This is a genomic window from Leclercia sp. AS011 (genome assembly GCF_037152535.1).
Lineage (GTDB): Bacteria > Pseudomonadota > Gammaproteobacteria > Enterobacterales > Enterobacteriaceae > Enterobacter.
This window is the reverse complement of the sequence record NZ_JBBCMA010000001.1, coordinates 2214159-2237835: the sequence shown is the minus strand read 5'-3', so window position 1 is coordinate 2237835 and position 23677 is coordinate 2214159. Positions and strand designations below refer to the sequence as shown.

The window sequence follows — 23677 nt, the reverse complement described above, 5'->3', positions numbered from 1 at the left end:
TCGCCCCGATAATTCTCTTCTGAGACCTTTTTTTGCGTAACTAAAGGTTGTCACTACGCCCGGCTTATAAGATCATATGCCGTTATACGTCGTTTACGCTTTGAGGAATCCACGATGAGTGAGGCTGAAGCCCGCCCGAGCAACTTTATCCGTCAGATCATTGATGAAGATCTGGCCACCGGTAAGCACACCACAGTTCATACCCGTTTTCCGCCGGAGCCGAACGGCTACCTGCACATTGGTCACGCGAAATCGATCTGCCTGAACTTCGGCATCGCGCAGGACTACCAGGGTCAATGCAACCTGCGTTTCGATGACACCAACCCGGTGAAAGAAGATATCGAATACGTAGAGTCCATTAAGAACGACGTGCAATGGTTGGGCTTCAACTGGTCTGGCGACATCTGCTACTCCTCTGACTATTTTGATCAGCTGTACGCCTACGCCGTGGAGCTGATCAACAAAGGCCTGGCCTACGTCGACGAGCTGTCCGCTGACGAAATCCGCGAATACCGCGGCTCGCTGACCGCGCCGGGCAAAAACAGCCCGTTCCGCGATCGCAGCGTGGAAGAGAACCTGGCGCTGTTTGAAAAAATGCGTGCTGGTGGTTTCGAAGAGGGTAAAGCCTGTCTGCGTGCCAAAATCGACATGGCCTCGCCGTTTATCGTGATGCGCGATCCGGTGCTGTACCGCATTAAGTTTGCCGATCACCACCAGACCGGCAGCAAGTGGTGCATCTACCCGATGTACGACTTCACCCACTGCATCAGCGATGCGCTGGAAGGCATTACCCACTCACTCTGTACTCTGGAGTTCCAGGACAACCGTCGCCTGTACGACTGGGTGCTGGACAACATCTCTATTCCGGTGCATCCGCGTCAGTACGAGTTCTCTCGTCTGAATCTGGAATACACCGTGATGTCCAAGCGTAAGCTGAACCTGCTGGTGACCGACAAGCACGTTGAAGGCTGGGATGACCCGCGTATGCCGACCATCTCCGGTCTGCGTCGTCGTGGCTATACCGCGGCCTCTATCCGTGAGTTCTGCAAACGCATCGGCGTGACCAAGCAGGACAACACCATTGAGATAGCGTCGCTGGAATCCTGTATCCGCGAAGATCTGAACGACAATGCCCCGCGCGCCATGGCGGTTATCGATCCGGTGAAACTGGTTATCGAAAACTATCCGCAGGGTGAAAGCGAGCTGGTGACCATGCCGAACCATCCGAGCAAACCGGAGATGGGCAGCCGTGACGTGCCGTTCAGCGCAGAGATCTGGATCGATCGCGCCGACTTCCGTGAAGAAGCTAACAAGCAGTACAAGCGTCTGGTGATGGGTAAAGAAGTGCGCCTGCGTAATGCCTACGTGATCAAAGCCGAGCGCGTTGAGAAAGACGCTGAAGGCAACATCACCACTATCTTCTGCACCTACGATGCCGAGACCCTGAGTAAGGATCCGGCCGACGGTCGCAAGGTGAAGGGTGTGATCCACTGGGTGAGCGCGGCACATGCGCTGCCGGTTGAAATCCGCCTATACGATCGTCTGTTCAGCGTGCCAAACCCGGGCGCGGCAGAGGATTTCCTGGAAGTGATTAACCCGGATTCACTGGTGATCAAACAGGGCTTTGCCGAGCCCTCCCTGAAAGCGGCCGTTGCCGGTCATGCTTATCAGTTCGAGCGCGAAGGCTACTTCTGCCTCGACAGCCGCTACGCAACCGCTGACAAACTGGTATTTAACCGTACCGTCGGCCTGCGTGATACCTGGGCGAAAGCGGGCGAGTAATCCCTTTCGTCTTTGAAAAACGCCGCGCACTGCGGCGTTTTTTTTGCCTGCCATAAAGCCATTAATCCTTCAAATCTTCGCGATGCGAATTAATTCTGTATCTTAAAACACTTCTCTTTCTCTACCTTTTCGCAAATTATCCAATTCCACTACTGTTAACGGTAGATAACCTGTATTTATTAAAAATAAATCGCTCATTCTGCACATTATTTTAAATAAAAATTCTTCCCCATCTCCTTTGTTACAAATCGCAACCAAATATGTGCGCTTTGTCATAATCCTGACTTTTGATCGCTGAAAAGCATTGATAATTCGCGTCGCGAAAAATAGTCTAAGAACAGGAGATGTAAGCGGGTATTTCCGGTTACCTCCACTTTTTACTTTTTTGTTTTTCGCCGTTTAAGGCGCTTTGAATACGTCAAAGAGGATTAATTATGCGTACGTTTAGTGGCAAACGTAGTGCGCTTGCGCTGGCTATCGCCGGTGTTACAGCAATGTCAGGCTGGATGGTTTCTCCAAAAGCCCAGGCCGAAGGTTTCATTGATGATTCTACCCTCACGGGCGGTGTCTATTACTGGCAGCGTGAACGTGACCGCAAAGATGTCGAGTCAGACAAATACAAAACTAACCTCGCACACTCCACCTGGAACGCCAACCTTGATTTCCAGTCCGGCTATGCTGCCGATATGTTCGGTCTCGATCTGGCTGCGTTCACAGCCATCGAAATGGCGGAAAATGGCGACAGCGGCCATCCGAACGAAATAGCTTTCTCCTCCAGCAACAAAGCCTATAAAGAGGACTGGTCCGGCGATAAGAGCGGGATCAGCCTGTACAAAGCGGCGGCAAAATTTAAATACGGTCCGGTATGGGCGCGCGGCGGCTGGCTGCAACCAACCGGGCAAACCCTGTTAGCGCCGCACTGGAGCTTTATGCCAGGTACCTATCAGGGTGCCGAAGCCGGGGCCAACTTTGACTACGGTGATAGCGGCGCGTTGAGTTTCTCTTACATGTGGACTAACGAATATAAAGCGCCGTGGCACCTTGAGATGGACAAGTTCTATCAGAATGACAGAAAAACCCGCGTCGACTATCTCCACTCCTTCGGCGCGAAGTACGATTTCAAAAATAACCTGATTCTCGAAGCCGCCTTTGGTCAGGCTGAAGGTTTCATCGATCAGTACTTTGCCAAAGCCAGCTACAAGCTTGATATCGTGGGTGGCCCGCTCTCAACGACCTATCAGTTCTACGGTACGCGTGATAAAGCCGACAGCGGCACCGTGAACGATATCTACGACGGTACGGCATGGCTGCAGGCGCTGACGCTGGGCTACAAAGTCGGTCAGGTCGATTTGCGTCTGGAAGGGACCTACGTGAAGGCGGAAGGTCAGCAGGGTTACTTCCTGCAGCGTATGACGCCAACCTATGCCTCTTCCAACGGGCGTCTGGACGTGTGGTGGGATAACCGCTCCGACTTTAACGCCAACGGCGAAAAAGCGGTCTTCTTCGGGGCGATGTATGACCTGAGCAACTGGAACCTGGCGGGCTGGAGCGTCGGCGCATCCTATGTCTACGCCTGGGACGCGAAACCGGCAGACTGGTTAATCAACAGCGCCGGTCAGCGTGAAGATATCGCCTCGAACAAGATCAAAGAGTCTGCCTACAGCCTGGATGCGAGCTACACCCTGCAGGACGGTCGCGCGAAAGGGACTATGTTCAAACTGCACTTCACGCAGTATGACAACCACTCCGATATCCCAAGCTACGGCGGCGGCTACGGCAACATCTTCCAGGACGAGCGTGACGTGAAGTTTATGGTTATCGCCCCGTTCACCATCTTCTGATGACAACCCGGGCGGGGGCGATCCCCGCCTGACTGGAACCGTTATGCTGAAAAGAATCGTACTGGTCGCGGTGCTGGCATCAGGACTGGCCGCCTGCGCACAACCGCAAACCCAGAAAGAAGACACCCGTCTGAAAGAGGCCTACAGCGCCTGCATCAATACCGCTGAAGGATCGCCTGAGAAACTCGAAGCCTGCCAGAGCGTGCTGGACGTGCTGCGTCAGGAGAAGGCGCACCAACAGTTTGCGACCCAGGAAACCGTCCGGGTGGCGGATTACCAGGCCTGTATCCAGGCGCGTAAAACGGGTAACAATCAGGACGTGACCAAAAACTGCGATAAAATCTGGCAGGAGATTCGCAGTAATAACAGCAAGTAATCCGCTGTCTTTAACGCCCGGTGGCGCTTTGCTTACCGGGCCTACGGGAGATTTCACCCTGGTAGGCCCGTGTAAGCGCAGCGCCACCGGGCTTTTTGACATAATGACAGGCAAAAAAAAAGCCAACCGTCAGGTTGGCTCAGAGTCTTAGCGGAGATTATTTCGTGTCGTGCGCGTGGTCATCTTCGCGGCAGTCGCCTTCGGCACAGTGGCCATACAGGTACAGACTGTGGTTGGTCAGACGAATGCCATGACGTGCGGCAATTTCGCGCTGACGTAATTCGATGGAATCATCGCTGAATTCGATCACTTTGCCGCAGTCGAGGCAAATCAGGTGATCGTGATGATGCTGCTGCGTCAGTTCAAATACGGATTTACCGCCTTCGAAATTATGACGCGTAACGATGCCTGCATCGTCGAACTGGTTCAGTACACGGTAAACGGTAGCCAGACCAATCTCTTCGCCCATGTCGATCAGACGCTTGTATAAGTCTTCCGCACTGACATGATGGTTATCCGGACCCTGAAGCACTTCCAGGATTTTTAACCGTGGAAGCGTGACTTTCAGTCCGGCCTTCTTTAATGCGGTGTTGTTGTCAGTCATGCGGAATCTGTCCTGTTGCTAAACGATTCACTTCTAAGGAAGAAGTGACAGAAAATGCACCTGGGATAATGCGTCTCATTATAGAAGTGCCATGGCGTAATGAAAACTGCAAGTCTCAAGTAAAGTATGCTTATAAAAACGTGGTACCGCCAACAAAGTTGTTACAAGGTTCCCCGTTTACTCCTGGATCATTGTACAGGTATGGCAGCAAAAGTTAAAAATTTGTAGCAATTATTTTGATTGGTATTACCTATCAATGCGGCGCAACTTTAGCGTTGCGCCGCGACATCATCAGGCATTGAGGATGTCGTCGAGGTGCAGCTCTTCGCGAACCTGTTTCACCCATTTGTCGACACGCTCGGCGGTCAGTTCCGGCTGGCGATCTTCGTCGATGGCGAGGCCCACGAAGTGGTTATCATCGGCCAGACCTTTGGAGGCTTCGAAGTGGTAACCGGCGGTTGGCCAGTGACCCACGATCACCGCGCCGCGTGGCTCAATGATGTCGCGAATGGTGCCGAGGGCATCGCAGAAGTACTCTGCGTAGTCTTCCTGATCGCCACAGCCGAACAGGGCCACCAGTTTGCCGTTGAAGTCGATCTCTTCCAGAGACGGGAAGAAGTCGTCCCAGTCACACTGCGCTTCACCGTAATACCAGGTCGGGATGCCCAGCAGCAGAATATCGTAACCTTCGATATCTTCTTTGCTGCTTTTCGCAATGTCATGCACATCGGCAACGTCTTTACCTAACTGTTTTTGAATGTTTTTTGCGATGTTCTCGGTGTTACCCGTGTCGCTGCCGAAAAAAATGCCGATGATTGCCATGAGTAAAATAACCTCTTGATACTTAATGGTATGGTGGCGCAATTTAGCCACGGATAAGGGCAATCATAGCAGAACAGAGAAGCCTGCGGAAACTGCTATCACGCAGGACTGCACTCTGTGCTACATGAAAGCAACAAGAAGGGGAGTTTTCTGACTTAAGCTTTGCCGTGCCATTTCCCGAGCTGCGCGATCAGCATCTCTTCGATAAGCTCACTGCGGCTGATCTCACGGGCATTCGCCAGCTCGTTCAGCGCATCGACGGCGTCAGCGTTCAGTTTCAGCTCGACGCGTTTAAGCCCACGACTTTTATCGCGTTTAAGCTGATTGCGCTTATTGATGCGCAGCTGTTCATCACGCGATAGCGGATTGGTTTTCGGTCGTCCCGGGCGACGCTCATTCGCGAACAGATCTATTGTCGTGCGGTCCGTGTGTTCTTTGGCCATGATTCTGAGACTTCGGGGGAAACAAGACACCCTGCTAATGCCCGGGCGATAAGCGCGCCATCATACATCACCGAAAACGGCACGCCAACGACTGGAGGCCCGCAGGCGACCAGTCGCTCTCTTTTTAATCAATTTTCGATGTCAGCGAGGTAACGGCGGATAGCGCGCAGCACCGCGTCCGGTTTTTCAGCATGGACCCAGTGTCCGGCCCCGGCAATCACGTGCGCCCGCGCCTGAGGGAATTGCCCCAGCAGCGCCTCACGGTACGCCTCGGTCACATACGGCGAATTACCGCCGGTAATAAACAGGGTGGGGTGCGGCCACGCCGCTACCGGCTGCCAGCCGACGATCTGGTTGTACTGATCCCAGAGCACCGGCACGTTGAAGCGCCACTGGCCATCGACAAAGGATTTCAGCAGGAACTGCACGACACCTTCTTCGTCCAGATGTTCACGCATCACCGTCGCGGCCTGCTGGCGAGTGCTGACGCCTGCGTCCGTGACGGCGTTAATGGCGGCGAAGATCTCATCGTGGCGACGCACGTCGTAATCGACCGGCGCGACGTCGATCACCACCAGCCCGGCAATTCGCTCTGGCGCGAGCGCCGTCAGCGCCATCACCGCTTTGCCGCCCATTGAATGACCAATCAGGATCGCCTTTTCTATATTGTGCTCATCCAGAGTATCCAGCAGATCCTTGGCCATATCGGCGTAGGTCATCTGCGGCGAACGCGGCGACAGACCGTGGTTGCGCATATCTACCTGCAACAGCGCGTGGTCGGTCACCAGATCCCGTGCCAGCACGCCAAGGTTATCCAGGCTGCCAAACAGGCCATGCACCAGGACGATGGGAGAATTATTGTGCGGCGATTGTGCAGATTGCGCTCGGGTATTCAATTTCATGGCAAAGTTCTTTTTTTACGTATGTCAGGTTAGGGTATCATGTTGACCATTCTGCCGCCCGGCTGCAAGGAAACAGTTAATTCTGACTTTTGCCGCCATTCTGGCTTGACGCTATCCGCTGTTGGGTTTTGAACTTATACTCCCAACGACTTGTATTCAGATAAGATATCGCACTGGATTAAGATGAAAACAATCGAAGTTGATGACGAGCTTTATCAGTATATCGCCAGCCAGACGCGGCACATTGGTGAGAGCGCGTCCGACATTTTACGGCGCATGCTGAAAATTGCCGCCGCCTCGCAGTCTGCCGCTCCGGCCATCAAAGAATCGCGCCAGCCCGCTGCGGTTGCGCAGGAAAAGCCGCTGTCACCGGTAAAAGACAAAGTGCGTGCGATGCGCGAATTACTGCTTTCCGACGAATACGCTGAGCAGAAGAAAGCGGTTAACCGCTTTATGCTGGTGCTGACTACACTCTATTCACTGGATAACAACGCATTTGCCGACGCGACGGAGTCACTTCACGGTCGTACCCGCGTCTATTTCGCGGCTGACGAGCAAACGCTGTTACAGAATGGCAATCAAACTAAGCCCAAGCACCTGCCTGGTACACCGTACTGGGTGATCACCAATACCAACACCGGACGCAAGCGCAGCATGATCGAACACATCATGCAATCCATGCAGTTCCCGGCGGAATTGACTGATAAGGTTTGCGGCACTATCTAACCCTTGCATCAGAAGGACCAGGCAATGGCAAATCACAATCGTGCGGGTCAACCTGCACAACAGAGCGATTTGATTAACGTCGCCCAGCTTACCGCGCAGTACTACGTGCTGAAGCCGGAAGTGGGTAACGCAGAACACGCAGTGAAGTTTGGTACATCCGGGCACCGCGGCAGTGCGGTACGTCACAGCTTTAACGAGCCGCATATTCTGGCCATTGCTCAGGCCATCGCGGAAGAGCGTGCCAAAAATGGCATCACCGGTCCGTGCTACGTTGGTAAAGATACCCACGCCCTGTCAGAGCCAGCCTTTATTTCCGTGTTGGAAGTGCTGGCCGCCAACGGCGTGGACGTCGTGATTCAGGAAAACAACGGCTATACCCCGACCCCTGCGGTCTCAAACGCTATTCTGGTGCATAACCAGAAAGGTGGCGCGCAGGCGGATGGTATTGTGATCACGCCGTCCCACAACCCGCCGGAAGATGGCGGCATCAAATACAATCCACCTAATGGCGGCCCGGCTGACACCAACGTCACCAAAGTGGTGGAAGATCGCGCCAACGCCCTGCTGGCCGACGGCCTGAAAGGCGTGAAGCGTATTTCCCTGGACGAGGCGATGGCCTCCGGCCACGTGAAAGAGCAGGATCTGGTGCAGCCGTTCGTCGAAGGGCTGGCGGATATCGTCGATATGGCGGCGATCCAGAAAGCCGGTCTGAAGCTGGGCGTTGATCCGCTCGGCGGTTCCGGTATCGAATACTGGAAACGTATTGCCGAGCACTACAAGCTGGATCTGACCATCGTTAACGACCATGTCGATCAGACCTTCCGCTTTATGCACCTCGATAAAGACGGCGCGATCCGCATGGACTGCTCCTCTGAGTGCGCGATGGCCGGCCTGCTGGCGCTGCGCGACAAGTTCGACCTCGCCTTCGCCAACGACCCGGACTACGACCGTCACGGCATCGTCACCCCGGCGGGGCTGATGAACCCGAACCACTACCTGGCCGTTGCCATCAACTACCTGTTCCAGCATCGTCCACAGTGGGGCGCAGAGGTTGCCGTGGGTAAAACCCTGGTCTCCTCCGCCATGATCGACCGCGTGGTGAACGACCTGGGCCGCAAGCTGGTGGAAGTGCCGGTGGGCTTCAAGTGGTTTGTGGATGGTCTGTTCGACGGCAGCTTCGGTTTTGGCGGCGAAGAGAGCGCGGGGGCATCCTTCCTGCGCTTCAACGGTACGCCGTGGTCTACCGACAAAGATGGCATCATCATGTGCCTGCTGGCAGCGGAAATCACTGCCGTCACCGGTAAGAACCCGCAGGAGCACTACAACGAGCTGGCAGCCCGTTTCGGTGCCCCGAGCTATAACCGTCTGCAGGCTTCTGCTACTTCTGCACAGAAAGCGGCGCTGTCTAAACTGTCTCCTGAAATGGTCAGTGCCAGCACCCTGGCGGGTGACCCGATCACTGCCCGTCTGACGGCAGCACCGGGTAACGGCGCGTCGATTGGCGGCCTGAAGGTGATGACCGAGAACGGCTGGTTCGCAGCCCGTCCATCCGGTACCGAAGATGCGTACAAAATCTACTGTGAAAGCTTCCTTGGCGACGAGCACCGTCAGCTGATCGAGAAAGAAGCGGTGGAGATTGTGAGTGAAGTGCTGAAAAACGCATAAGTGCGGTAGGTGTGCCGGGCGGCGCTGCGTTTGCCCGGCCTGGAAATTCAAACGGCAACCCTGGGGTTGCCGTTTTTTTATTAGCTCAGTTTATTCTTTAGCTCAAAGCGCGGCGATACCAGCCCGTAGAGCGTCCAGCCCATAAAGGTCACCATCGCCCCGTACAGCATCGCTTCCTGGCCGGAAGAGTAGAGGGCATAGAAACTGTAAATTGCCCCCACCAGCGCCACAATATTGGCCACCTTCGCTTTGCCCGGGTCGACTTTCGCCACCTTCTGAATAATCACCAGCGCCGCCATCGACAGAATGTACGGGATGATATTGGTCACCACCGCCAGGTTGACCAGCACGTTGAACTGGCTGTTCAGCGACGGGCTGATGGTCATCAGCGACAGACCGCTCTGGAAGACAACAATCGCCAGCATCCCTTGCACCGGTGCTTCTGATTTGGTGACGCGGGAGAAGATTTTCGGGAAGTAACCCGCGTCGGCCGAGGTTTTAAACACCTGGGCGATGGTGAACTGCCAGCCGAGGAGTGAACCGCAGCACGACATTACCATCAGACCCATGATCACTTTCCCGACTTCCGGAGTGAACATCTGCGCGAAGGCCAGCCCGAACGGCGCGGTAGAGTTGGCGAGATCCATGTTCGGCACAATCCCGGCAATCACGTTGGTGGAGACGATATAGATCACCGCCGCGCCCAGAGTTCCGCCCAGCACCGCAATCGGCACGTTCTTCTCCGGATTTTCCACCACTTCGGCGTTAGCACAGGCGGATTCCAGCCCGAGGAAGGCCCATAACGTCATGGCGATGGACGAGCCTACGGCGGTGAAGAACGGCACATGGTGCGGGTTCCAGGAGTTGGCGTACAGCGTCGGGCTAAACCAGAACCAGCCGATGATGCACAGCCCGACCACCGGGATGATCACGCCCCAGACGGTAATGCTGCTGAGCTGTCCGGTAATGCGCGCCCCGCCAAAGTTGGCGACGGTGCAGATCCACAGCACGCCGATGGTGGCTAAACCAATTTGTACCGGGCTCAGCGTTGCGCCGAATAACTCGGTACCGTAACCCACCGCCGAAATCGCAATGGCGACGTTAGCGATCAGCAACGATACGCCGTAGGTATAGTTGGCCATAAAGTTACCCGACTTACCGAAGGCATATTCGGCATAGCCGCCCATCCCGCCTGACTTGCGGCTGAACATCCCGCACTTGGCGAAGGCCCACGCCAGCGCCATCGAACCTACCGCCGTCACCAGCCAGGAGATGATCGAGATGGTCCCCACCTCCGCAAGCTTGGTGGGAAGCATGATAATGCCGGAGCCCATCATGTTGACCATGGTGAGGATGGTGAGCTGCACCACCCCCATTTTGTTGGATTTACTCATAATGTCTCTCCTTTCAGCAGCGCGGGCTGAGCGGCAGGTTGTTTGATGACGTAGCAGCGAACCTGTTTACGTCCGTCACACTCTTCGACGTAGACGCCCTGCAGTTCCGGGGCAAAGCCCGGCAGCAGGTTGATCCCCTCTTCGAGAGCGGCGAAGTAGCGCAGCACCGATCCACCCCAGATCTCACCCGGAACCACACACAGCACGCCCGGCGGATAAGGGAGGGCACCTTCAGCGGCAATCAGGCCTTCCGCATCGCGCAGGGAGACCAGCTCGACCTCGCCGCGCAGGTAGGCGTAGTTGGCGTCCTGCGGGTTCATCATCACCCGTGGGAAGTGCGATTTACGGAACATCTCTTTCTGCAACTGCTTCACGTTATGGCGGGCGTACAGCTCATGCATCTCCTGACAGATCTGGCGCAGGGTGTAACCGGCGTAGCGTTCCGGGTACTGTTTACAGATCGACGGCAGCACCTCTTTCAGCGGAGCATCGGTCTGGAGCAGTTTCTCGAAGCGCACCAGCTGGGCGACCAGCTGCTGCAGCTTACCCATATCTTCCGCAGGGGTGAGCAGGAACAGGATCGAGTTGAGATCGCATTTCTCCGGGACGATGCCGTTTTCACGCAGGAAGTTAGCCAGAATGGTGGCCGGAACGCCGAAATCGTCATACTCACCGGTGCGGGCATTGATCCCCGGCGTAGTCAGCAGCAGTTTGCACGGATCGATAAAGTACTGGTGCTCGGCGTAGCCTTCAAAAGCGTGCCAGTTCTCGCCCGGTACGAAGTGGAAGAAGCGCAGATTGGTGGCAATGTCGGCGGTGTCGGCACTTTCCCATGGACGGCCATCCACCGTTTCCGGCACAAACGGGCGAATGAACTGGCAGTTTTGCAGGATCAGCTTGCGCGCCTCGATACCGTTCACCACGCAGTCCATCCACATGTTGCGGCCGCTTTGCCCCTCATGCATCCGGGCGTTGATATCCAAGGCGGCAAACAGCGGATAGAACGGGCTGGTGGAGGCGTGCATCATAAAGGCGTTGTTCAGACGTTTATGCGGGACATAACGCTGCTGGCCTTTAATGTGGCGGTCTTTCTTGTGGATCTGCGAAGTCTGGGAGAAACCCGCCTGCTGTTTATGCACCGACTGGGTGACCAGAATGCCCGGGTCGTTCTCGTCCAGCTCCAGCAGCAGCGGGGAGCAGTCCGCCATCATCGGGATAAACTGCTCGTAACCTACCCAGGCAGAGTCAAACAGGATGTAATCGCAGAGATGACCAATCTTATCCACCACCTGACGGGCGTTATAGATGGTGCCATCGTAGGTGCCGAGCTGGATCACCGCCAGGCGGAACGGACGTTGGTCACGTGCCCGGCCCGGCGCCACCTCTGACACCAGCTCGCGCAGATAGCTCTCTTCAAAGCAGTGGGCATCGATACCGCCGATAAAGCCGTACGGGTTACGCGCGGTTTCGAGATAGACCGGTGTGGCCCCGGCCTGCAACAGCGCCCCGTGGTGGTTGGATTTATGGTTATTACGATCGAACAGCACCAGATCATCCGGGGTGAGCAGGGCGTTAAGCACCACCTTGTTGGAAGAGGACGTCCCATTCAGCACGAAGTAGGTTTTATCCGCATTAAAGACTTTCGCCGCATGCTGCTGGGCGATACACGGCGCGCCTTCGTGGATCAGTAGATCGCCCATCGCCACATCGGCATTGCACAGGTCGGAGCGGAACAGCGTCTCACCAAAGAAATCGACAAACTGATTACCCGCCGGATGACGACGGAAGAACTGCCCGCCCTGATGCCCCGGGCAGTCAAAGGCGCTGTTGCCCTGGGCGACGTAATCCACCAGCGCGCGGAAGAACGGCGGACGCAGCTGCGTTTCGTACTTCTGCGCGGCCGCTTCCAGCTGGCGTCCGTAGAAATCATTGCAGTTGTCGGCACATTCAAAAACGCCCTGAATGCGCGATAAATACTCTGCCGGAACAATCTCTTCTTTATGGGTGGAAATAAATACGGGAATATTAAAACCCGTCGCGTCTATTTTTTCGATCGTGCCGTTTTCAATATCGCTCACCGCCAGCACCACCGCAGCGACGTCGATATAATCCGAGTCGTTTACATCCACTATGTCACGGGTGGTAGTAAAACAGTGTGGGCAGGTACGGCTGGTGGCAATTTTTAACGTTTTCATCTTTCACTCTTTATTTTAGGTAATAAGGGTCCTTCGATTTCTATAAATAAGAAATCGCTATATACCGGAAAAAAAGCAAAGTCGGGCCGCTGATAAAAAAATCAGGACATTGCTTTTTGCACAATAAAATCCAGTCCGTCCGGTGACGGATGCGTCTGAATCAAGGGGAATAAGCGCACGGGTTCACAGCCAACCGGCTGTAAAAGCGATCTTTTTAGGGATGCCTGTAAGCAAGTGCGCCAGAAGTCGAAGGACTACCGGGCGTTGAAGAGATGAAAGTCAAAGCAGTTGCGGTGGGCAAACTTCATGATATGCGTTACCCGCCTTATGTGAGGCATAAAACGATTGTTGTTTTCCATTTTTACTTTTCCCTTTCAGTAATTGAAAGCGTGGTCATTTTATCCGGAAAAGGGGGGCAAACCGTGAAGATGATCAATATTATAGGATCATTTAAGAAATAAATCTCCGCATTTCATGTAGAGCGCAGATCAAAACGCTGTTTCGTGTGAATTGTGTTAATTTTATGTATTTTAATTGTTTTGCGTTGCCGAAAAAATAAGATCCGGCCTTCGCAATCTTTTCTTTGGATATAAATATTCGATTTTTTTTATTTTAAGTGAAATTAATTTGAATGGTTATTCATAGCATAAACCGATAACCGATACCGGTTTCAGTTAATAAATGGCGAGGGCGCGCGGGATCCACCTCGAGTTTCTGCCGAAGATGCCCCATATATATGCGCAGGTAGTGACTATGCTCCACCGCATTTGGCCCCCAGACCTGGCTTAACAGCTGGCGCTGGGTGAGGACTTTACCGTGATTGTTCAGCAGCACCGCCAGAAGGCGGAACTCGATTGGGGTCAGGTGGATTTCCGCCTCACCGCGCTGAATTCGTCGTGACGCCAGATCGACGCGAATATCGGAAAAGCGATATACCGGATCGGCGGGAGCGGTGGTGGCGTGGCGGCGCAGGGCGACGCGCAGGCGCGCCTGCAGTTCGCCAATGCCAAAGGGCTTGCTGAGATAGTCGTCGGCTCCGGCATCAAGCGCGGCAATTTTGTCGGTCTCTTCCAGACGCGCCGAGAGCACAATGATCGGCATCTGGCTCCACTGGCGCACTTCGCGGATAAAGTCGAGGCCGTCGCCGTCCGGCAGACCCAAATCGAGGATCACCAGATCCGGCTTGCGGGTGGCGGCTTCAATCAGGCCCCGCTGCAAGGTTCCGGCATCGTATACGCGCAGGCCTTCACCTTCCAGCGCGGCGCGCAGAAAACGGCTGATGGCGAGTTCATCTTCAACAATCAGAACGTTAATCACAGATCCTCTGGAAATTCATTCAGTTCAGGTGGCGTGTCGCGCGGCAGTGTAACACAAAATCCGGCCCCCCCTTCGGGGCGGTTATGGGCCGTGATGGTGCCACCGTGTACCTCAACAATCGCCTGGCAGATGGCCAGCCCCAGCCCGACGCCGGGAATGGCGGACTCCTTATTCCCGCGGGCGAACTTATCAAAGATAGCCTGTTCCTGACCCACCGGAATGCCGGGGCCGGTATCCCACACCTCCAGCTGCAGCTGGTCAGGGGTGACGCTGGCGTGAATGCCGATTTGCGCTCTGCTCCCCGCGTACTTGCCGGCGTTCTCCAGCAGGTTAATCAGTACCCGCTCGAACAGCGGGCCATCCACGTGGATCAAGGCCAGGGGATCTGACATATCGAGCGCGATATGCCGCCCACCGAGCCCCGGCTCCAGGGTTTTTAAGGCGCTGCCGATCACCTCTTCCAGGGTCAGCCACTCTTTCTTCAGGTTAAAACCGCCGGACTGGATCCGCGCCATATCCAGCAGGTTGTTCACCAGGCGGGTGGTATTCAGCACGTGCTGGCGGATCTCGCTGGCCTGGGGGGCGTGGCGCGAGCCCTCTGCCGCAAGGTCGAGGGTCAGGATCTCCGACTGGCCGAACAGCACCGTCAGCGGCGTGCGCAGATCGTGCGAGAGGGCCGCCAGCAGGGAGTTACGAATGCTCTCCCGCTCGCTGGCTAATCGCGCCTGCTCTTCGCTGGTGGTCAACGCCAGGCGTTCAAGGGCATTGGCGACCAGCAGGGTAAAGGTCTCCAGCAGACGCTGCTGCTCGGGGATCATCAGCTGGCGCAGGTTGGACGGCTCGACGATAGCCACTCCCTGGTGCTGCAGCGGCAGGATAAGATACGGCACGCCGGGCAGGGTGTCGGTTCCCGCCCCGGCGGGCTGGCCCTTGTCGAAGCTCCAGCGGGCGATGGCTTCATCCCAGGGGGTCATGCCCGAGGCGGGAGAGAGCGGGCGCAGCGCGCCCTCGCGATCCGGCACCAGGATCAGGCTGCGGGCGTGAAAGGTGGAGTGGATAAACTGCTGGCTGGTCTGAGCGATATCCTGCGGCGTGCGGCCCACCGCCAGCGCCTTCGACATCTCATACAGATGGCGGGTGCGCTGCTCGCGGTAGCGGGCGATCCGCGCCTGATAGCGCACCCCCGCTGTCAGGTTGCCGATCAGCAGGCCCACCGCCAGCATCACGGCGAAGGTGAGAACGTACTGGACATCCGACACCGCCAGGGTGCCGCGCGGGGCGATGAAAAAGAGATCGAAGCTGACCACGTTGATCACCGTTGCCAGCACCGACGGCCAGCGGCCGTAAAACAGCGCCACCACCACCACCCCCAGCAGATAGATCATCACCAGGTTGGCGGCATCAAAATCGGGTAGCCACTGGCTGGCGATAAAGGTGATCAGGGCGCAGAGCAGGACCGCCACAAGACAGCCGCGCAGCTGGATCCGCCATTTATCGCTGAACGTCCGGTTATCCGGGGTTCTGGCGGGCAGGGCTGCGGGTTTGTCGTCAAGAGCGACGATCAGTAGGTCGAGGTCGGGGGCGCGCTGGGCCAGCTTATCGGCAAAGGTATCCCGGCTGAACCAGCGGCGATGTGAACGTCTGCCGATAACAATTTTGCCGAGGTTATGCTCCCGGGCGTAGCGCAGGATGGCTTTATCTTCCGCCTGTTCGGCCAGAGTGGCGGTTTCGGCGCCCAGCTCCTGGGCCAGACGCAGGGCGCTGAGAATGGCGCGGCGCTGGTTCTCCGGCAGGCGGTGCAGCTGCGGTGTCTCGACGTAGACGGCATGCCAGACGCTGCCGAACTTCGCCGCCAGACGCGCGGCGGTGCGCACCAGCTTCTCATTGCCGCTGCCGTGGCCGATACAGAGCAGAATCGCATCCCGGGTATGCCAGACTTTTTCCTCACCCTGATGGTCGCGCCAGGCCCGCATCTGATCGTCCACCCGGTCGGCGGTGCGGCGCAGGGCCAGCTCGCGCAGGGCGATCAAATTGCCTTTACGGAAGAAGTGTTCGATTGCCCGCTCCGCCTGCCCGGCGATATAAACCTTGCCTTCGTGCAGGCGCTGGCGCAGATCGTCCGGGGGCAAATCCACCAGAACCACTTCGTCCGCGGCGTCGAAGAACGGATCCGGGACGGTCTCCCGGACCTGAATGCCGGTAACGCCGCTGACCACGTCGTTAAGGCTCTCAAGATGCTGGACGTTAACGGTGGTAAAGACATCGATGCCCGCCTCCAGCAGCTCCTCGACGTCCTGCCAGCGTTTAGGGTGGCGCGAGCCGGGGGCATTGCTGTGCGCCAGCTCGTCCATCAGGATCAGCGCCGGGCGGCGGGCGAGGGCGGCATCGAGATCAAACTCCGTCACCAGCCGTCCGCGATGGTGAATGCGACGGGGCGGCTGGGTCGCCAGTCCGGCCAGCAGGGCGGCGGTCTCCTGGCGACCGTGGGTCTCCGCCACGCCGATCAGAATATCGAGCCCCTGGGCGCGCAGACGCTGCGCTTCACTGAGCATGGCGAAGGTCTTGCCGACCCCCGCGCAGGCACCGAAGAAAATTTTCAGCTTGCCGCGATGGGGAGCGGCAGCCTGCTCCAGCAGTTTGTCCGGGTCCGGGCGCTGAGGCTCGTCGATCATTTAGTTTTTCCTTAGTGCGTCCAGCGCCAGATTTAATTCAACAATGTTGACCACCGCGCCGCCCATCGCGCTGAAGAGCGGTTTTTGCGTATGCTCTGCCACCAGCTGGCTGAGCTGGGCGGGCGCGAGCTGACGCGCCTGCGCCACGCGCGGGATCTGCCAGGCGACCGCCTGCGGCGTCAGGCTGTAGTCCAGCCCGCTGGCGGAGGCGGTGACCAGCTCAACCGGCACCGCCTGGCTGGCCTGCGGATTGGCGACCCGTAAGGCCGCCACGCGGGCGCGAATGGCGTTATCCAGCTCAGGGTTGCTGCCCGCCAGGTTACTGCCGCCCGAGGCCAGCGGATTATACGGGCTTTCAGCCGTGGCGGAAGGACGGCCATGAAAGTAGCCTGCTCCGGTAAACGCTTGCCCAATCAGCCGTGAACCGCGGATCTCCCCCTGCTGGTGGATTAGCGAACCATTGGCCTGGTCGGCAAACCACCACTGGCCCAGAGCGGTGGTCACCAGCGGGTAGACGCCGCCGGTGACAAGGGCCAGCAGAATAAACAACAGTATAGCGGGACGTAACATAGCCATTTGATTTTCCTCTTAAACCAGCCCGAACAGGGTGAGCACCAGGTCGATAGCCTTAATGCCGATAAAGGGCACCACCAGCCCACCCAGACCGTAGATCCACAGATTGCGGCGCAGCATGGCGGCGGCAGTGAGCGGCTTGTAGCCCACCCCCTTCAGCGCCAGCGGGATCAGAAAGACAATGATCAGCGCGTTAAAGATCACCGCGCTCAGGATCGCCGAGGCGGGGGAGTGCAGGTGCATCACGTTCAGGGCGTTCAGCTGCGGATAGGTCGCCGCAAACGCCGCCGGAATAATGGCAAAGTATTTCGCCACGTCGTTGGCGATGCTGAAGGTGGTCAGCGAGCCCCGGGTCATCAGCATCTGTTTGCCGATATGCACCACCTCAATCAGCTTGGTCGGGTTGGAGTCGAGGTCGACCATGTTCCCGGCCTCTTTAGCCGCCTGGGTACCGGAGTTCATTGCTACCGCCACATCCGCCTGGGCGAGGGCCGGGGCGTCGTTGGTGCCGTCCCCGGTCATTGCCACCAGCCGTCCTTCAGCCTGGTACTGGCGGATCAGCGCCAGTTTGGCCTCGGGTGTGGCCTCAGAGAGAAAATCATCCACCCCCGCCTCGGCGGCAATGGCGGCGGCGGTCAGACGGTTGTCCCCGGTGATCATTACCGTTTTAATGCCCATTTTGCGCAGCTGGGCAAAACGCTCCTTGATGCCCCCTTTAACAATGTCCTTCAGGGCGATCACCCCCAGCACCGTCGCGCCTTCGGCCACCACCAGCGGCGTGGCCCCCTGCCGGGCGACGTTCTCCACCAGGGTATCGACCTGAGGCGGGAAGTGACCGTTGTTGGCGGCGATATGCCTGCGAATGGCATCCACCGAGCCCTTGCGGATCAGCCGGTCCTGAATGTTAATCCCGCTCATCCGCGTCTGCGCCGTAAAGGGGACAAAGGTGGCATGCAGACTCTGCACGTCGCGCTGGCGCAGGTTAAAGCGCTGCTTGGCGAGGATCACGATGCTGCGGCCTTCCGGGGTTTCATCCGCCAGCGAGGCCAGCTGGGCCGCGTCGGCCAGCGTTTTTTCGTCCACGCCCGGGGCGGGCAGGAATTCCGAGGCCTGACGGTTGCCGAGGGTGATAGTGCCGGTTTTATCCAGCAGCAGCACGTCCACGTCGCCCGCCGCCTCCACCGCCCGGCCGCTGGTGGCGATGACGTTGGCCGCCAGCATCCGGCTCATGCCCGCCACGCCGATGGCCGACAGCAGGCCACCGATGGTGGTCGGGATCAGGCAGACCAGCAGGGCAACCAGCACGGTGACGCTCACCGCCGTGCCGCCATATGAGGAGAAGGGCCACAGAGTGGCGGTCGCCAGCAGGAAGACGATGGTCAGCGCCACCAGCAGGATGGTCAGGGCGATCTCGTTCGGGGTTTTCCGCCGCTGGGCCCCTTCCACCATAGCGATCATCCGGTCGAGGAAGGTCTCGCCAGGGTTAACGCTGCACTGGATCACCAGCCAGTCGGAGAGAATGCGCGTCCCGCCGGTGACCGAGGCAAAATCGCCGCCGGACTCGCGGATCACCGGCGCAGATTCGCCGGTGATCGCGCTCTCATCCACCGAGGCGCCCCCTTCAATGACCTCTCCGTCGCAGGGGATAATGTCCCCGGCCTCCACCAGCACGATGTCGCCTTTGCGCAGCGTGTCCGCCGGAACTCTGTCGGTCCCGGCACCGTATCTGGCTTCGCGCAGCTTGCGGGCAAACGCCGTTTTCTGCACCCCTTTGAGGCTGTTGGCCTGCGCTTTGCTGCGGCCTTCTGCCAGCGCCTCGGCGACGTTGGCAAACAGCACGGTGAACCACAGCCACAGGCTGATCGCCGCGGTAAAGGTGGCGCTTCCTGGCAGCACTCCACCCGCCATGGCAAGGGCCAGCAGGGTGGTCAGCAGGCTGCCCAGCCAGACGATAAACATCACCGGGTTGCGCCACTGTACGCGCGGGTCGACTTTTTTAACCGCATCCATCAGCGCCTGACGAACCAGCGAAGGTTCGAGCAGGGCCAGTTGCTTACGACTCATGACCAATACTCCGCAAAATCAGCGTAAAGAGAGATGTTCCGCAACCGGGCCTAAGGCGAGGGCGGGGATAAAGGTGAGGGCACCCACCAGCAGGACGGTGCCGATCAGCAGGCCAACAAACAGCGCGCCGTGGGTCGGTAAGGTGCCGCCCGAGGCGGGCTGGCGGGTCTTATTCACCAGCGATCCGGCGATAGCCATCACCGGGATAATTACCCCAAAGCGTCCGATTAACATGCAGAACGCCAGCAGACAGTTCCAGAACGGCGAGTTGGCGCTCAGGCCCGCAAAGGCGCTGCCATTGTTGTTGGCCGCCGACGAAACCGCATACAGCACCTCGCTGAACCCGTGGATCCCGGGGTTGAAAATGCCGCTGCGTCCCGCCTCGGTCATCAGCGCCAGCGCGGTGCCGAGCAGCACCAGCGCCGGGGTGACGAGGATCGCCAGCGCGGTCAGCTTCATCTCCCGCACGTCGATTTTCTTACCCAGATATTCCGGGGTGCGGCCAATCATCAGCCCGGCGATAAATACCGCCAGCAGCACGAACAGCAGCATGCCGTACAGGCCCGAACCGACGCCGCCAAATACCACTTCACCGATCTGCATCAGCCACAGCGGGATCATCCCACCCAGCGCGGTGAAGGAGTCATGCATGGCGTTGACCGCCCCGCAGGAGGCGGCGGTGGTGACCACGGCGTACAGGCTGCTGGCGAGTATGCCAAAGCGGCTCTCTTTGCCCTCCATATTGCTGTTGCTGTCCGCTCCCAGCAGCATAAAGTGGCTGTTGCCCTGCCATTCCGCCCACATCACCAGCGCGGCGCAGATCGCAAAGATAATGGACATGGTCCAGAGGATCGCATGCCCCTGGCGGCGATCGCTGACCGCATCGCCAAAGGCAAAGCACAGTGCGGCGGGGATCAGGAAGATCGCCAGCATCTGCACGGCGTTCGTCAGTGCCGTCGGGTTCTCAAACGGGTGGGCAGAGTTGGCATTAAAGAAGCCGCCCCCGTTAGTGCCGAGCATTTTGATCGCCTCCTGAGAGGCCACCGGCCCCATCGGCAGCAGCTGTCTGGCTCCCTCCAGCGAGGTGAAGGGCTGATAAGGCAGCAGGTTTTGCAGCACGCCCTGCTGGATAAACAGCAACGCGATGATCAACGACAGCGGCAGCAACACCCACAGGGTGATGCGGGTCAGATCGACCCAGGCGTTACCCAGCGTGGTGATATTCTGGCGAGCAAAAGCGCGGGTGAGGGCGAAGATCACCGCAATGCCGCTGGCCGCCGAGAGGAAGTTTTGCACCGTCAGACCCGCCATCTGGCTGAAGTAGCTCAGGGTGGTCTCCCCGGCATAGGACTGCCAGTTGGTATTGCTGACAAAACTCACCGCGGTGTTCAGCGCCAGATGCCAGGAGAGTCCCGGCAGCTGCTGTGGATTGAGCGGCAGATAACCCTGCAGCATTAACATGGCGAACAGGGCCACCAGGCCTACCCCGTTCAGCAGCAGGATCGCCAGCAGGTAGTGACGCCAGCCCATCTCTGCGGTGCCGATCCCGAGCATTCGCAGCAGTCCCGCGTCCAGGGTCTGCACCCCGGGCAGCGGCAGGCCGTTTATCATCCGCGCCAGCCACATCCCCAGCGGGCGGGCAAGTATGAATAGCACCAGCAGAAAGCCGGCAATAAGCAGAAATCCCTGGGCAGCCATCAGAATGCCTCCGCGTTCAACAGGGCATAAATAAGATATCCCAGTAACAGGAACACCAGCACGATGCCCGCAATTACACCTGCACTCACAATTCACCTCCGGGTGACGTTAGTAATGGTGCAAAGGGTAAAATTTCGCTCGCAAAGATTTCGCAAAAATCGGCGGGGAAGGTGTAAAAAAAGTATAAAGAGGGATAAGACCCTAATTTAACTAATGGTTAGTATAAATTTAACTTTTCTGTAACTTAATTACGGAGTGAAGTGTAAATATTCACTAAATGGATGCCAAAAGTGGTCGGATGAGTAGTAAAATTACAGCCAAAGCGTTACTATTTTCATCAGATAACCAGTCTTACTTTTCCGGAGAGGGTTTCCGGCCAGATAAAGGGGAGAAAATGATGGAATTTTACAAAGCATATCCGGCACATATCGTTTTTATTCGCCGCACTTTCGCTGTTGTAGCGGGTGTTCTGGCGTTACCAGTGATGCTTTTCTGGAAAGAACGGTCTCGTTTTTATAGCTACCTGCATCGCGTCTGGGCTAAAACCAGCGATAAACCGGTGTGGATGGAGCAGGCTGAAAAAGCCGTTTGTGATTTTTATTAAGTTTTAAGCAAGACTACACACAGCACCGCAGCAATAAAAAAACCGCCACAGCAATGTGGCGGTTTTTTTATCCCTCGGGATTCGCGGTCCGTTGGGAAGACTGCAACTCTACCAGAGAAGGCCATTCTCGCTGAGAGATAACTCCGGGTCAAATTACGTAACCTAAACATATTCTTAAAGAAGCCCACGACAGGTTTAACACTGGGTCAGACCTTCTATTATGAGCCGTCCCTTTTCGCCATCTCGCAAATGGGCACCGGTCCCGGAAAAGGTCTATCAACAACCGTTGCAACTCTTACCAGAGCTTGTGTCTGCCGGATTATCACCGGTGGTGAACGGTGGAGCGGTTAATTTGCAGGGACCGCATAATGAAACGCTATCTATGTATCGCGTTCATTGTCGCCAGCGTATTGGTGGTAAGAAGTGACGATCCAGCCGGGTTCGTTATTCTTACCGCATTCACGCAGGACAAGTAGCGTTAAGGCCGCCATCAGGGCGGCCTTTTTTATTCCATTATGGCTACACTTGTTAAAGCGAAGTATCCTCGATGACCTGGAGATGTTACAGACGATAATACTGGAGTGTTATGGCCACCCATCTGGTCTGGTTTCGCGCCGATTTGCGCATCCACGACAACCTGGCGCTTGCCGCCGCCTGTCGCGACAAAAATGCCCGCGTACTGGCGCTTTTCATCGCCACGCCGCAACAGTGGCACCAGCACGCTATGGCGCCGCGTCAGGCCGCGTTTCTTCACGCCCATCTTGACGATCTACAGCAGCAGCTGGCTGATAAAGGCATTCCACTGCTGTATGCCGAAGTCGCTGATTTTGCGGCGCAGGCTGACAAAGTAGCGCAGCTCTGTGCCGGGCATGAGGTCACCCATCTTTTTTATAACTACCAGTACGAACTGAACGAGCAGCAGCGCGATCGCCAGCTCGAACGCGTGCTGGAGGACGTAATCTGCCAGGGGTTCGACGACAGCGTTATCCTTCCCCCCGGCAGCGTGATGACCGGCAATCACGAGATGTATAAGGTATTTACGCCCTTTAAAAACGCCTGGCTGCGGCGGCTGAAAGAGGGGCTGCCCGAGTGTGCGGCGGCACCTGCCGCGCGTGAGGGCGAGAAGGTTACGCCGGTAGCGCTGGAATTCAACTACCCGCAGCAGGCGTTCGATGCCGCGCTGTTCCCGGCGAGCGAGAAAGAGGCGATAGCCCGGCTGCGCCAGTTCTGTCAGCACGAGGCGGGCAACTATGAGACGCAGCGTGATTTTCCGGCGATAGAAGGCACCAGCCGTCTCTCCGCTTGTCTGGCGTTGGGGGTATTGTCACCCCGTCAGTGCCTGCACAGATTGCTGGCCGAACAGCCTCAGGCGCTGGAGGGCGGCCCCGGCTCGGTCTGGTTAAACGAGCTGATCTGGCGAGAGTTTTATCGTCATCTGATGACGTATCACCCTGATTTATGTAAATATCGACCATTCATTCGTTGGACTGATAACGTGAAATGGCAGTCAGACGATGACCCGTTGCAGGCCTGGCAATATGGACAGACCGGCTATCCGATCGTCGATGCTGCCATGCGTCAGCTGAATGAAACCGGCTGGATGCACAACCGCCTGCGGATGATTACCGCCAGCTTCCTGGTGAAAGACCTGCTGATCGACTGGCGAGCCGGGGAACGTTACTTTATGTCGCAGCTGATCGATGGCGATCTGGCCGCCAACAACGGCGGCTGGCAGTGGGCGGCGTCAACCGGAACCGATGCCGCACCCTATTTTCGTATTTTTAACCCGACAACCCAGGGGCAGAAGTTCGATACCGACGGCGTGTTTATCCGCCGCTGGCTGCCTGAGCTGGCCAGGGTGCCGGACAAGGCCATCCATGACCCCTGGAACTGGGCGGACAAACAGGGGATCACCCTCGATTACCCGCGCCCGGTTGTCGATCATAAACAGGCACGCGTCGCCACGCTGGCAGCGTATGAAGCCGCCCGAAAAGCGTAA

Annotated in this window: 20 protein-coding genes; 7 read left to right on the top strand and 13 right to left on the bottom strand. The window is 57.2% G+C overall.

What is annotated here, in order from left to right; genetic code table 11:
- The first annotated feature begins 114 nt into the window (after window positions 1-114).
- The 3 genes from glnS to chiQ all read left to right on the top strand — a co-directional run bounded on the left by glnS (window position 115) and on the right by chiQ (window position 3999).
- On the top strand, window positions 115-1782 hold the full coding sequence (gene glnS / locus WFO70_RS10630) for a glutamine--tRNA ligase (protein WP_337016029.1): 1668 nt from the start codon (window positions 115-117) through the stop codon (window positions 1780-1782).
- A 434-nt stretch (window positions 1783-2216) separates the two neighbouring features.
- The gene (gene chiP / locus WFO70_RS10625; RefSeq protein WP_337016028.1) at window positions 2217-3623 is read left to right on the top strand and encodes a chitoporin ChiP; all 1407 of its coding nucleotides are present in this window, start codon (window positions 2217-2219) and stop codon (window positions 3621-3623) included.
- A 46-nt stretch (window positions 3624-3669) separates the two neighbouring features.
- Window positions 3670-3999 (top strand): ChiQ/YbfN family lipoprotein, encoded by a 330-nt coding sequence (gene chiQ / locus WFO70_RS10620; RefSeq protein WP_442913374.1) that lies wholly within the window; start codon window positions 3670-3672, stop codon window positions 3997-3999.
- Window positions 4000-4156: 157 nt separating this feature from the next.
- On the opposite strand, the gene fur is transcribed toward chiQ, so the two are convergent.
- The 4 genes from fur to ybfF all read right to left on the bottom strand — a co-directional run bounded on the left by fur (window position 4157) and on the right by ybfF (window position 6770).
- The gene (gene fur / locus WFO70_RS10615) at window positions 4157-4603 is read right to left on the bottom strand and encodes a ferric iron uptake transcriptional regulator (protein ID WP_032617055.1); all 447 of its coding nucleotides are present in this window, start codon (window positions 4601-4603) and stop codon (window positions 4157-4159) included.
- A 291-nt stretch (window positions 4604-4894) separates the two neighbouring features.
- On the bottom strand, window positions 4895-5425 hold the full coding sequence (gene fldA, locus WFO70_RS10610; protein ID WP_337016026.1) for a flavodoxin FldA: 531 nt from the start codon (window positions 5423-5425) through the stop codon (window positions 4895-4897).
- A 155-nt stretch (window positions 5426-5580) separates the two neighbouring features.
- Window positions 5581-5868 (bottom strand): LexA regulated protein, encoded by a 288-nt coding sequence (ybfE, locus tag WFO70_RS10605; protein ID WP_337016024.1) that lies wholly within the window; start codon window positions 5866-5868, stop codon window positions 5581-5583.
- Window positions 5869-5996: 128 nt separating this feature from the next.
- A complete protein-coding gene (ybfF, locus tag WFO70_RS10600) occupies window positions 5997-6770 on the bottom strand; it encodes an esterase (RefSeq protein WP_337016023.1) in 774 nt (257 codons plus the stop codon).
- 183 nt (window positions 6771-6953) lie between these two features.
- On the opposite strand from ybfF, the gene seqA reads away from it, so the two are divergent.
- On the top strand, window positions 6954-7496 hold the full coding sequence (gene seqA / locus WFO70_RS10595; RefSeq protein ID WP_337016022.1) for a replication initiation negative regulator SeqA: 543 nt from the start codon (window positions 6954-6956) through the stop codon (window positions 7494-7496).
- Window positions 7497-7520: 24 nt separating this feature from the next.
- Window positions 7521-9161, top strand: a complete 1641-nt coding sequence (gene pgm, locus WFO70_RS10590; RefSeq protein ID WP_337016020.1) for a phosphoglucomutase (alpha-D-glucose-1,6-bisphosphate-dependent) — start codon at window positions 7521-7523, stop codon at window positions 9159-9161.
- 80 nt (window positions 9162-9241) lie between these two features.
- On the opposite strand, the gene potE is transcribed toward pgm, so the two are convergent.
- The 9 genes from potE to kdpF all read right to left on the bottom strand — a co-directional run bounded on the left by potE (window position 9242) and on the right by kdpF (window position 21163).
- On the bottom strand, window positions 9242-10555 hold the full coding sequence (potE, locus tag WFO70_RS10585; protein ID WP_337016019.1) for a putrescine-ornithine antiporter: 1314 nt from the start codon (window positions 10553-10555) through the stop codon (window positions 9242-9244).
- Window positions 10552-12750, bottom strand: coding sequence for an ornithine decarboxylase SpeF (gene speF, locus WFO70_RS10580; protein WP_337016018.1), 2199 nt, complete (start codon window positions 12748-12750; stop codon window positions 10552-10554). Before speF ends, potE begins: the two co-directional genes overlap by 4 nt.
- A gap of 254 nt (window positions 12751-13004) precedes the next feature.
- Window positions 13005-13109 carry a leader peptide SpeFL gene (gene speFL, locus WFO70_RS10575; protein WP_138369585.1) on the bottom strand — a complete coding sequence of 35 codons (105 nt, stop codon included), beginning with the start codon at window positions 13107-13109 and terminating at the stop codon, window positions 13005-13007.
- A 280-nt stretch (window positions 13110-13389) separates the two neighbouring features.
- Complete coding sequence (kdpE, locus tag WFO70_RS10570; protein ID WP_337016017.1) at window positions 13390-14067, bottom strand: two-component system response regulator KdpE; 678 nt, start codon at window positions 14065-14067, stop codon at window positions 13390-13392.
- Entirely contained in the window at window positions 14064-16739 is a 2676-nt protein-coding gene (kdpD, locus tag WFO70_RS10565) for a two-component system sensor histidine kinase KdpD (protein WP_337016015.1), read from the bottom strand. The genes kdpE and kdpD overlap by 4 nt, the downstream gene beginning before the upstream one ends.
- On the bottom strand, window positions 16740-17315 hold the full coding sequence (gene kdpC, locus WFO70_RS10560; protein ID WP_337016014.1) for a potassium-transporting ATPase subunit KdpC: 576 nt from the start codon (window positions 17313-17315) through the stop codon (window positions 16740-16742).
- A 12-nt stretch (window positions 17316-17327) separates the two neighbouring features.
- Entirely contained in the window at window positions 17328-19376 is a 2049-nt protein-coding gene (gene kdpB / locus WFO70_RS10555; protein WP_337016013.1) for a potassium-transporting ATPase subunit KdpB, read from the bottom strand.
- Between the two features lie 18 nt (window positions 19377-19394).
- The gene (gene kdpA, locus WFO70_RS10550) at window positions 19395-21074 is read right to left on the bottom strand and encodes a potassium-transporting ATPase subunit KdpA (RefSeq protein WP_337016011.1); all 1680 of its coding nucleotides are present in this window, start codon (window positions 21072-21074) and stop codon (window positions 19395-19397) included.
- Window positions 21074-21163 carry a K(+)-transporting ATPase subunit F gene (gene kdpF, locus WFO70_RS10545; RefSeq protein ID WP_071886481.1) on the bottom strand — a complete coding sequence of 30 codons (90 nt, stop codon included), beginning with the start codon at window positions 21161-21163 and terminating at the stop codon, window positions 21074-21076. The genes kdpA and kdpF overlap by 1 nt, the downstream gene beginning before the upstream one ends.
- Window positions 21164-21471: 308 nt before the next feature.
- Here kdpF and WFO70_RS10540 point away from each other — a divergent pair, with 308 nt between their 5' ends.
- A complete protein-coding gene (locus tag WFO70_RS10540; RefSeq protein ID WP_337016658.1) occupies window positions 21472-21678 on the top strand; it encodes a YbfA family protein in 207 nt (68 codons plus the stop codon).
- Between the two features lie 586 nt (window positions 21679-22264).
- Window positions 22265-23677, top strand: a complete 1413-nt coding sequence (phrB, locus tag WFO70_RS10535) for a deoxyribodipyrimidine photo-lyase (protein ID WP_337016010.1) — start codon at window positions 22265-22267, stop codon at window positions 23675-23677.

Coding starts and splice junctions, on each gene's coding strand:
- fur (WP_032617055.1), bottom strand. CDS start 4,603: ATGACTGACAACAACACCGCATTAAAGAAGGCCGGACTGAAAGTCACG.
- WFO70_RS10540 (WP_337016658.1), top strand. CDS start 21,472: ATGGAATTTTACAAAGCATATCCGGCACATATCGTTTTTATTCGCCGC.
- kdpA (WP_337016011.1), bottom strand. CDS start 21,074: ATGGCTGCCCAGGGATTTCTGCTTATTGCCGGCTTTCTGCTGGTGCTA.
- fldA (WP_337016026.1), bottom strand. CDS start 5,425: ATGGCAATCATCGGCATTTTTTTCGGCAGCGACACGGGTAACACCGAG.
- phrB (WP_337016010.1), top strand. CDS start 22,265: ATGGCCACCCATCTGGTCTGGTTTCGCGCCGATTTGCGCATCCACGAC.
- kdpB (WP_337016013.1), bottom strand. CDS start 19,376: ATGAGTCGTAAGCAACTGGCCCTGCTCGAACCTTCGCTGGTTCGTCAG.
- glnS (WP_337016029.1), top strand. CDS start 115: ATGAGTGAGGCTGAAGCCCGCCCGAGCAACTTTATCCGTCAGATCATT.
- potE (WP_337016019.1), bottom strand. CDS start 10,555: ATGAGTAAATCCAACAAAATGGGGGTGGTGCAGCTCACCATCCTCACC.
- kdpD (WP_337016015.1), bottom strand. CDS start 16,739: ATGATCGACGAGCCTCAGCGCCCGGACCCGGACAAACTGCTGGAGCAG.
- speFL (WP_138369585.1), bottom strand. CDS start 13,109: ATGGAAAACAACAATCGTTTTATGCCTCACATAAGGCGGGTAACGCAT.
- kdpC (WP_337016014.1), bottom strand. CDS start 17,315: ATGGCTATGTTACGTCCCGCTATACTGTTGTTTATTCTGCTGGCCCTT.
- ybfE (WP_337016024.1), bottom strand. CDS start 5,868: ATGGCCAAAGAACACACGGACCGCACGACAATAGATCTGTTCGCGAAT.
- ybfF (WP_337016023.1), bottom strand. CDS start 6,770: ATGAAATTGAATACCCGAGCGCAATCTGCACAATCGCCGCACAATAAT.
- pgm (WP_337016020.1), top strand. CDS start 7,521: ATGGCAAATCACAATCGTGCGGGTCAACCTGCACAACAGAGCGATTTG.
- chiP (WP_337016028.1), top strand. CDS start 2,217: ATGCGTACGTTTAGTGGCAAACGTAGTGCGCTTGCGCTGGCTATCGCC.
- seqA (WP_337016022.1), top strand. CDS start 6,954: ATGAAAACAATCGAAGTTGATGACGAGCTTTATCAGTATATCGCCAGC.
- speF (WP_337016018.1), bottom strand. CDS start 12,750: ATGAAAACGTTAAAAATTGCCACCAGCCGTACCTGCCCACACTGTTTT.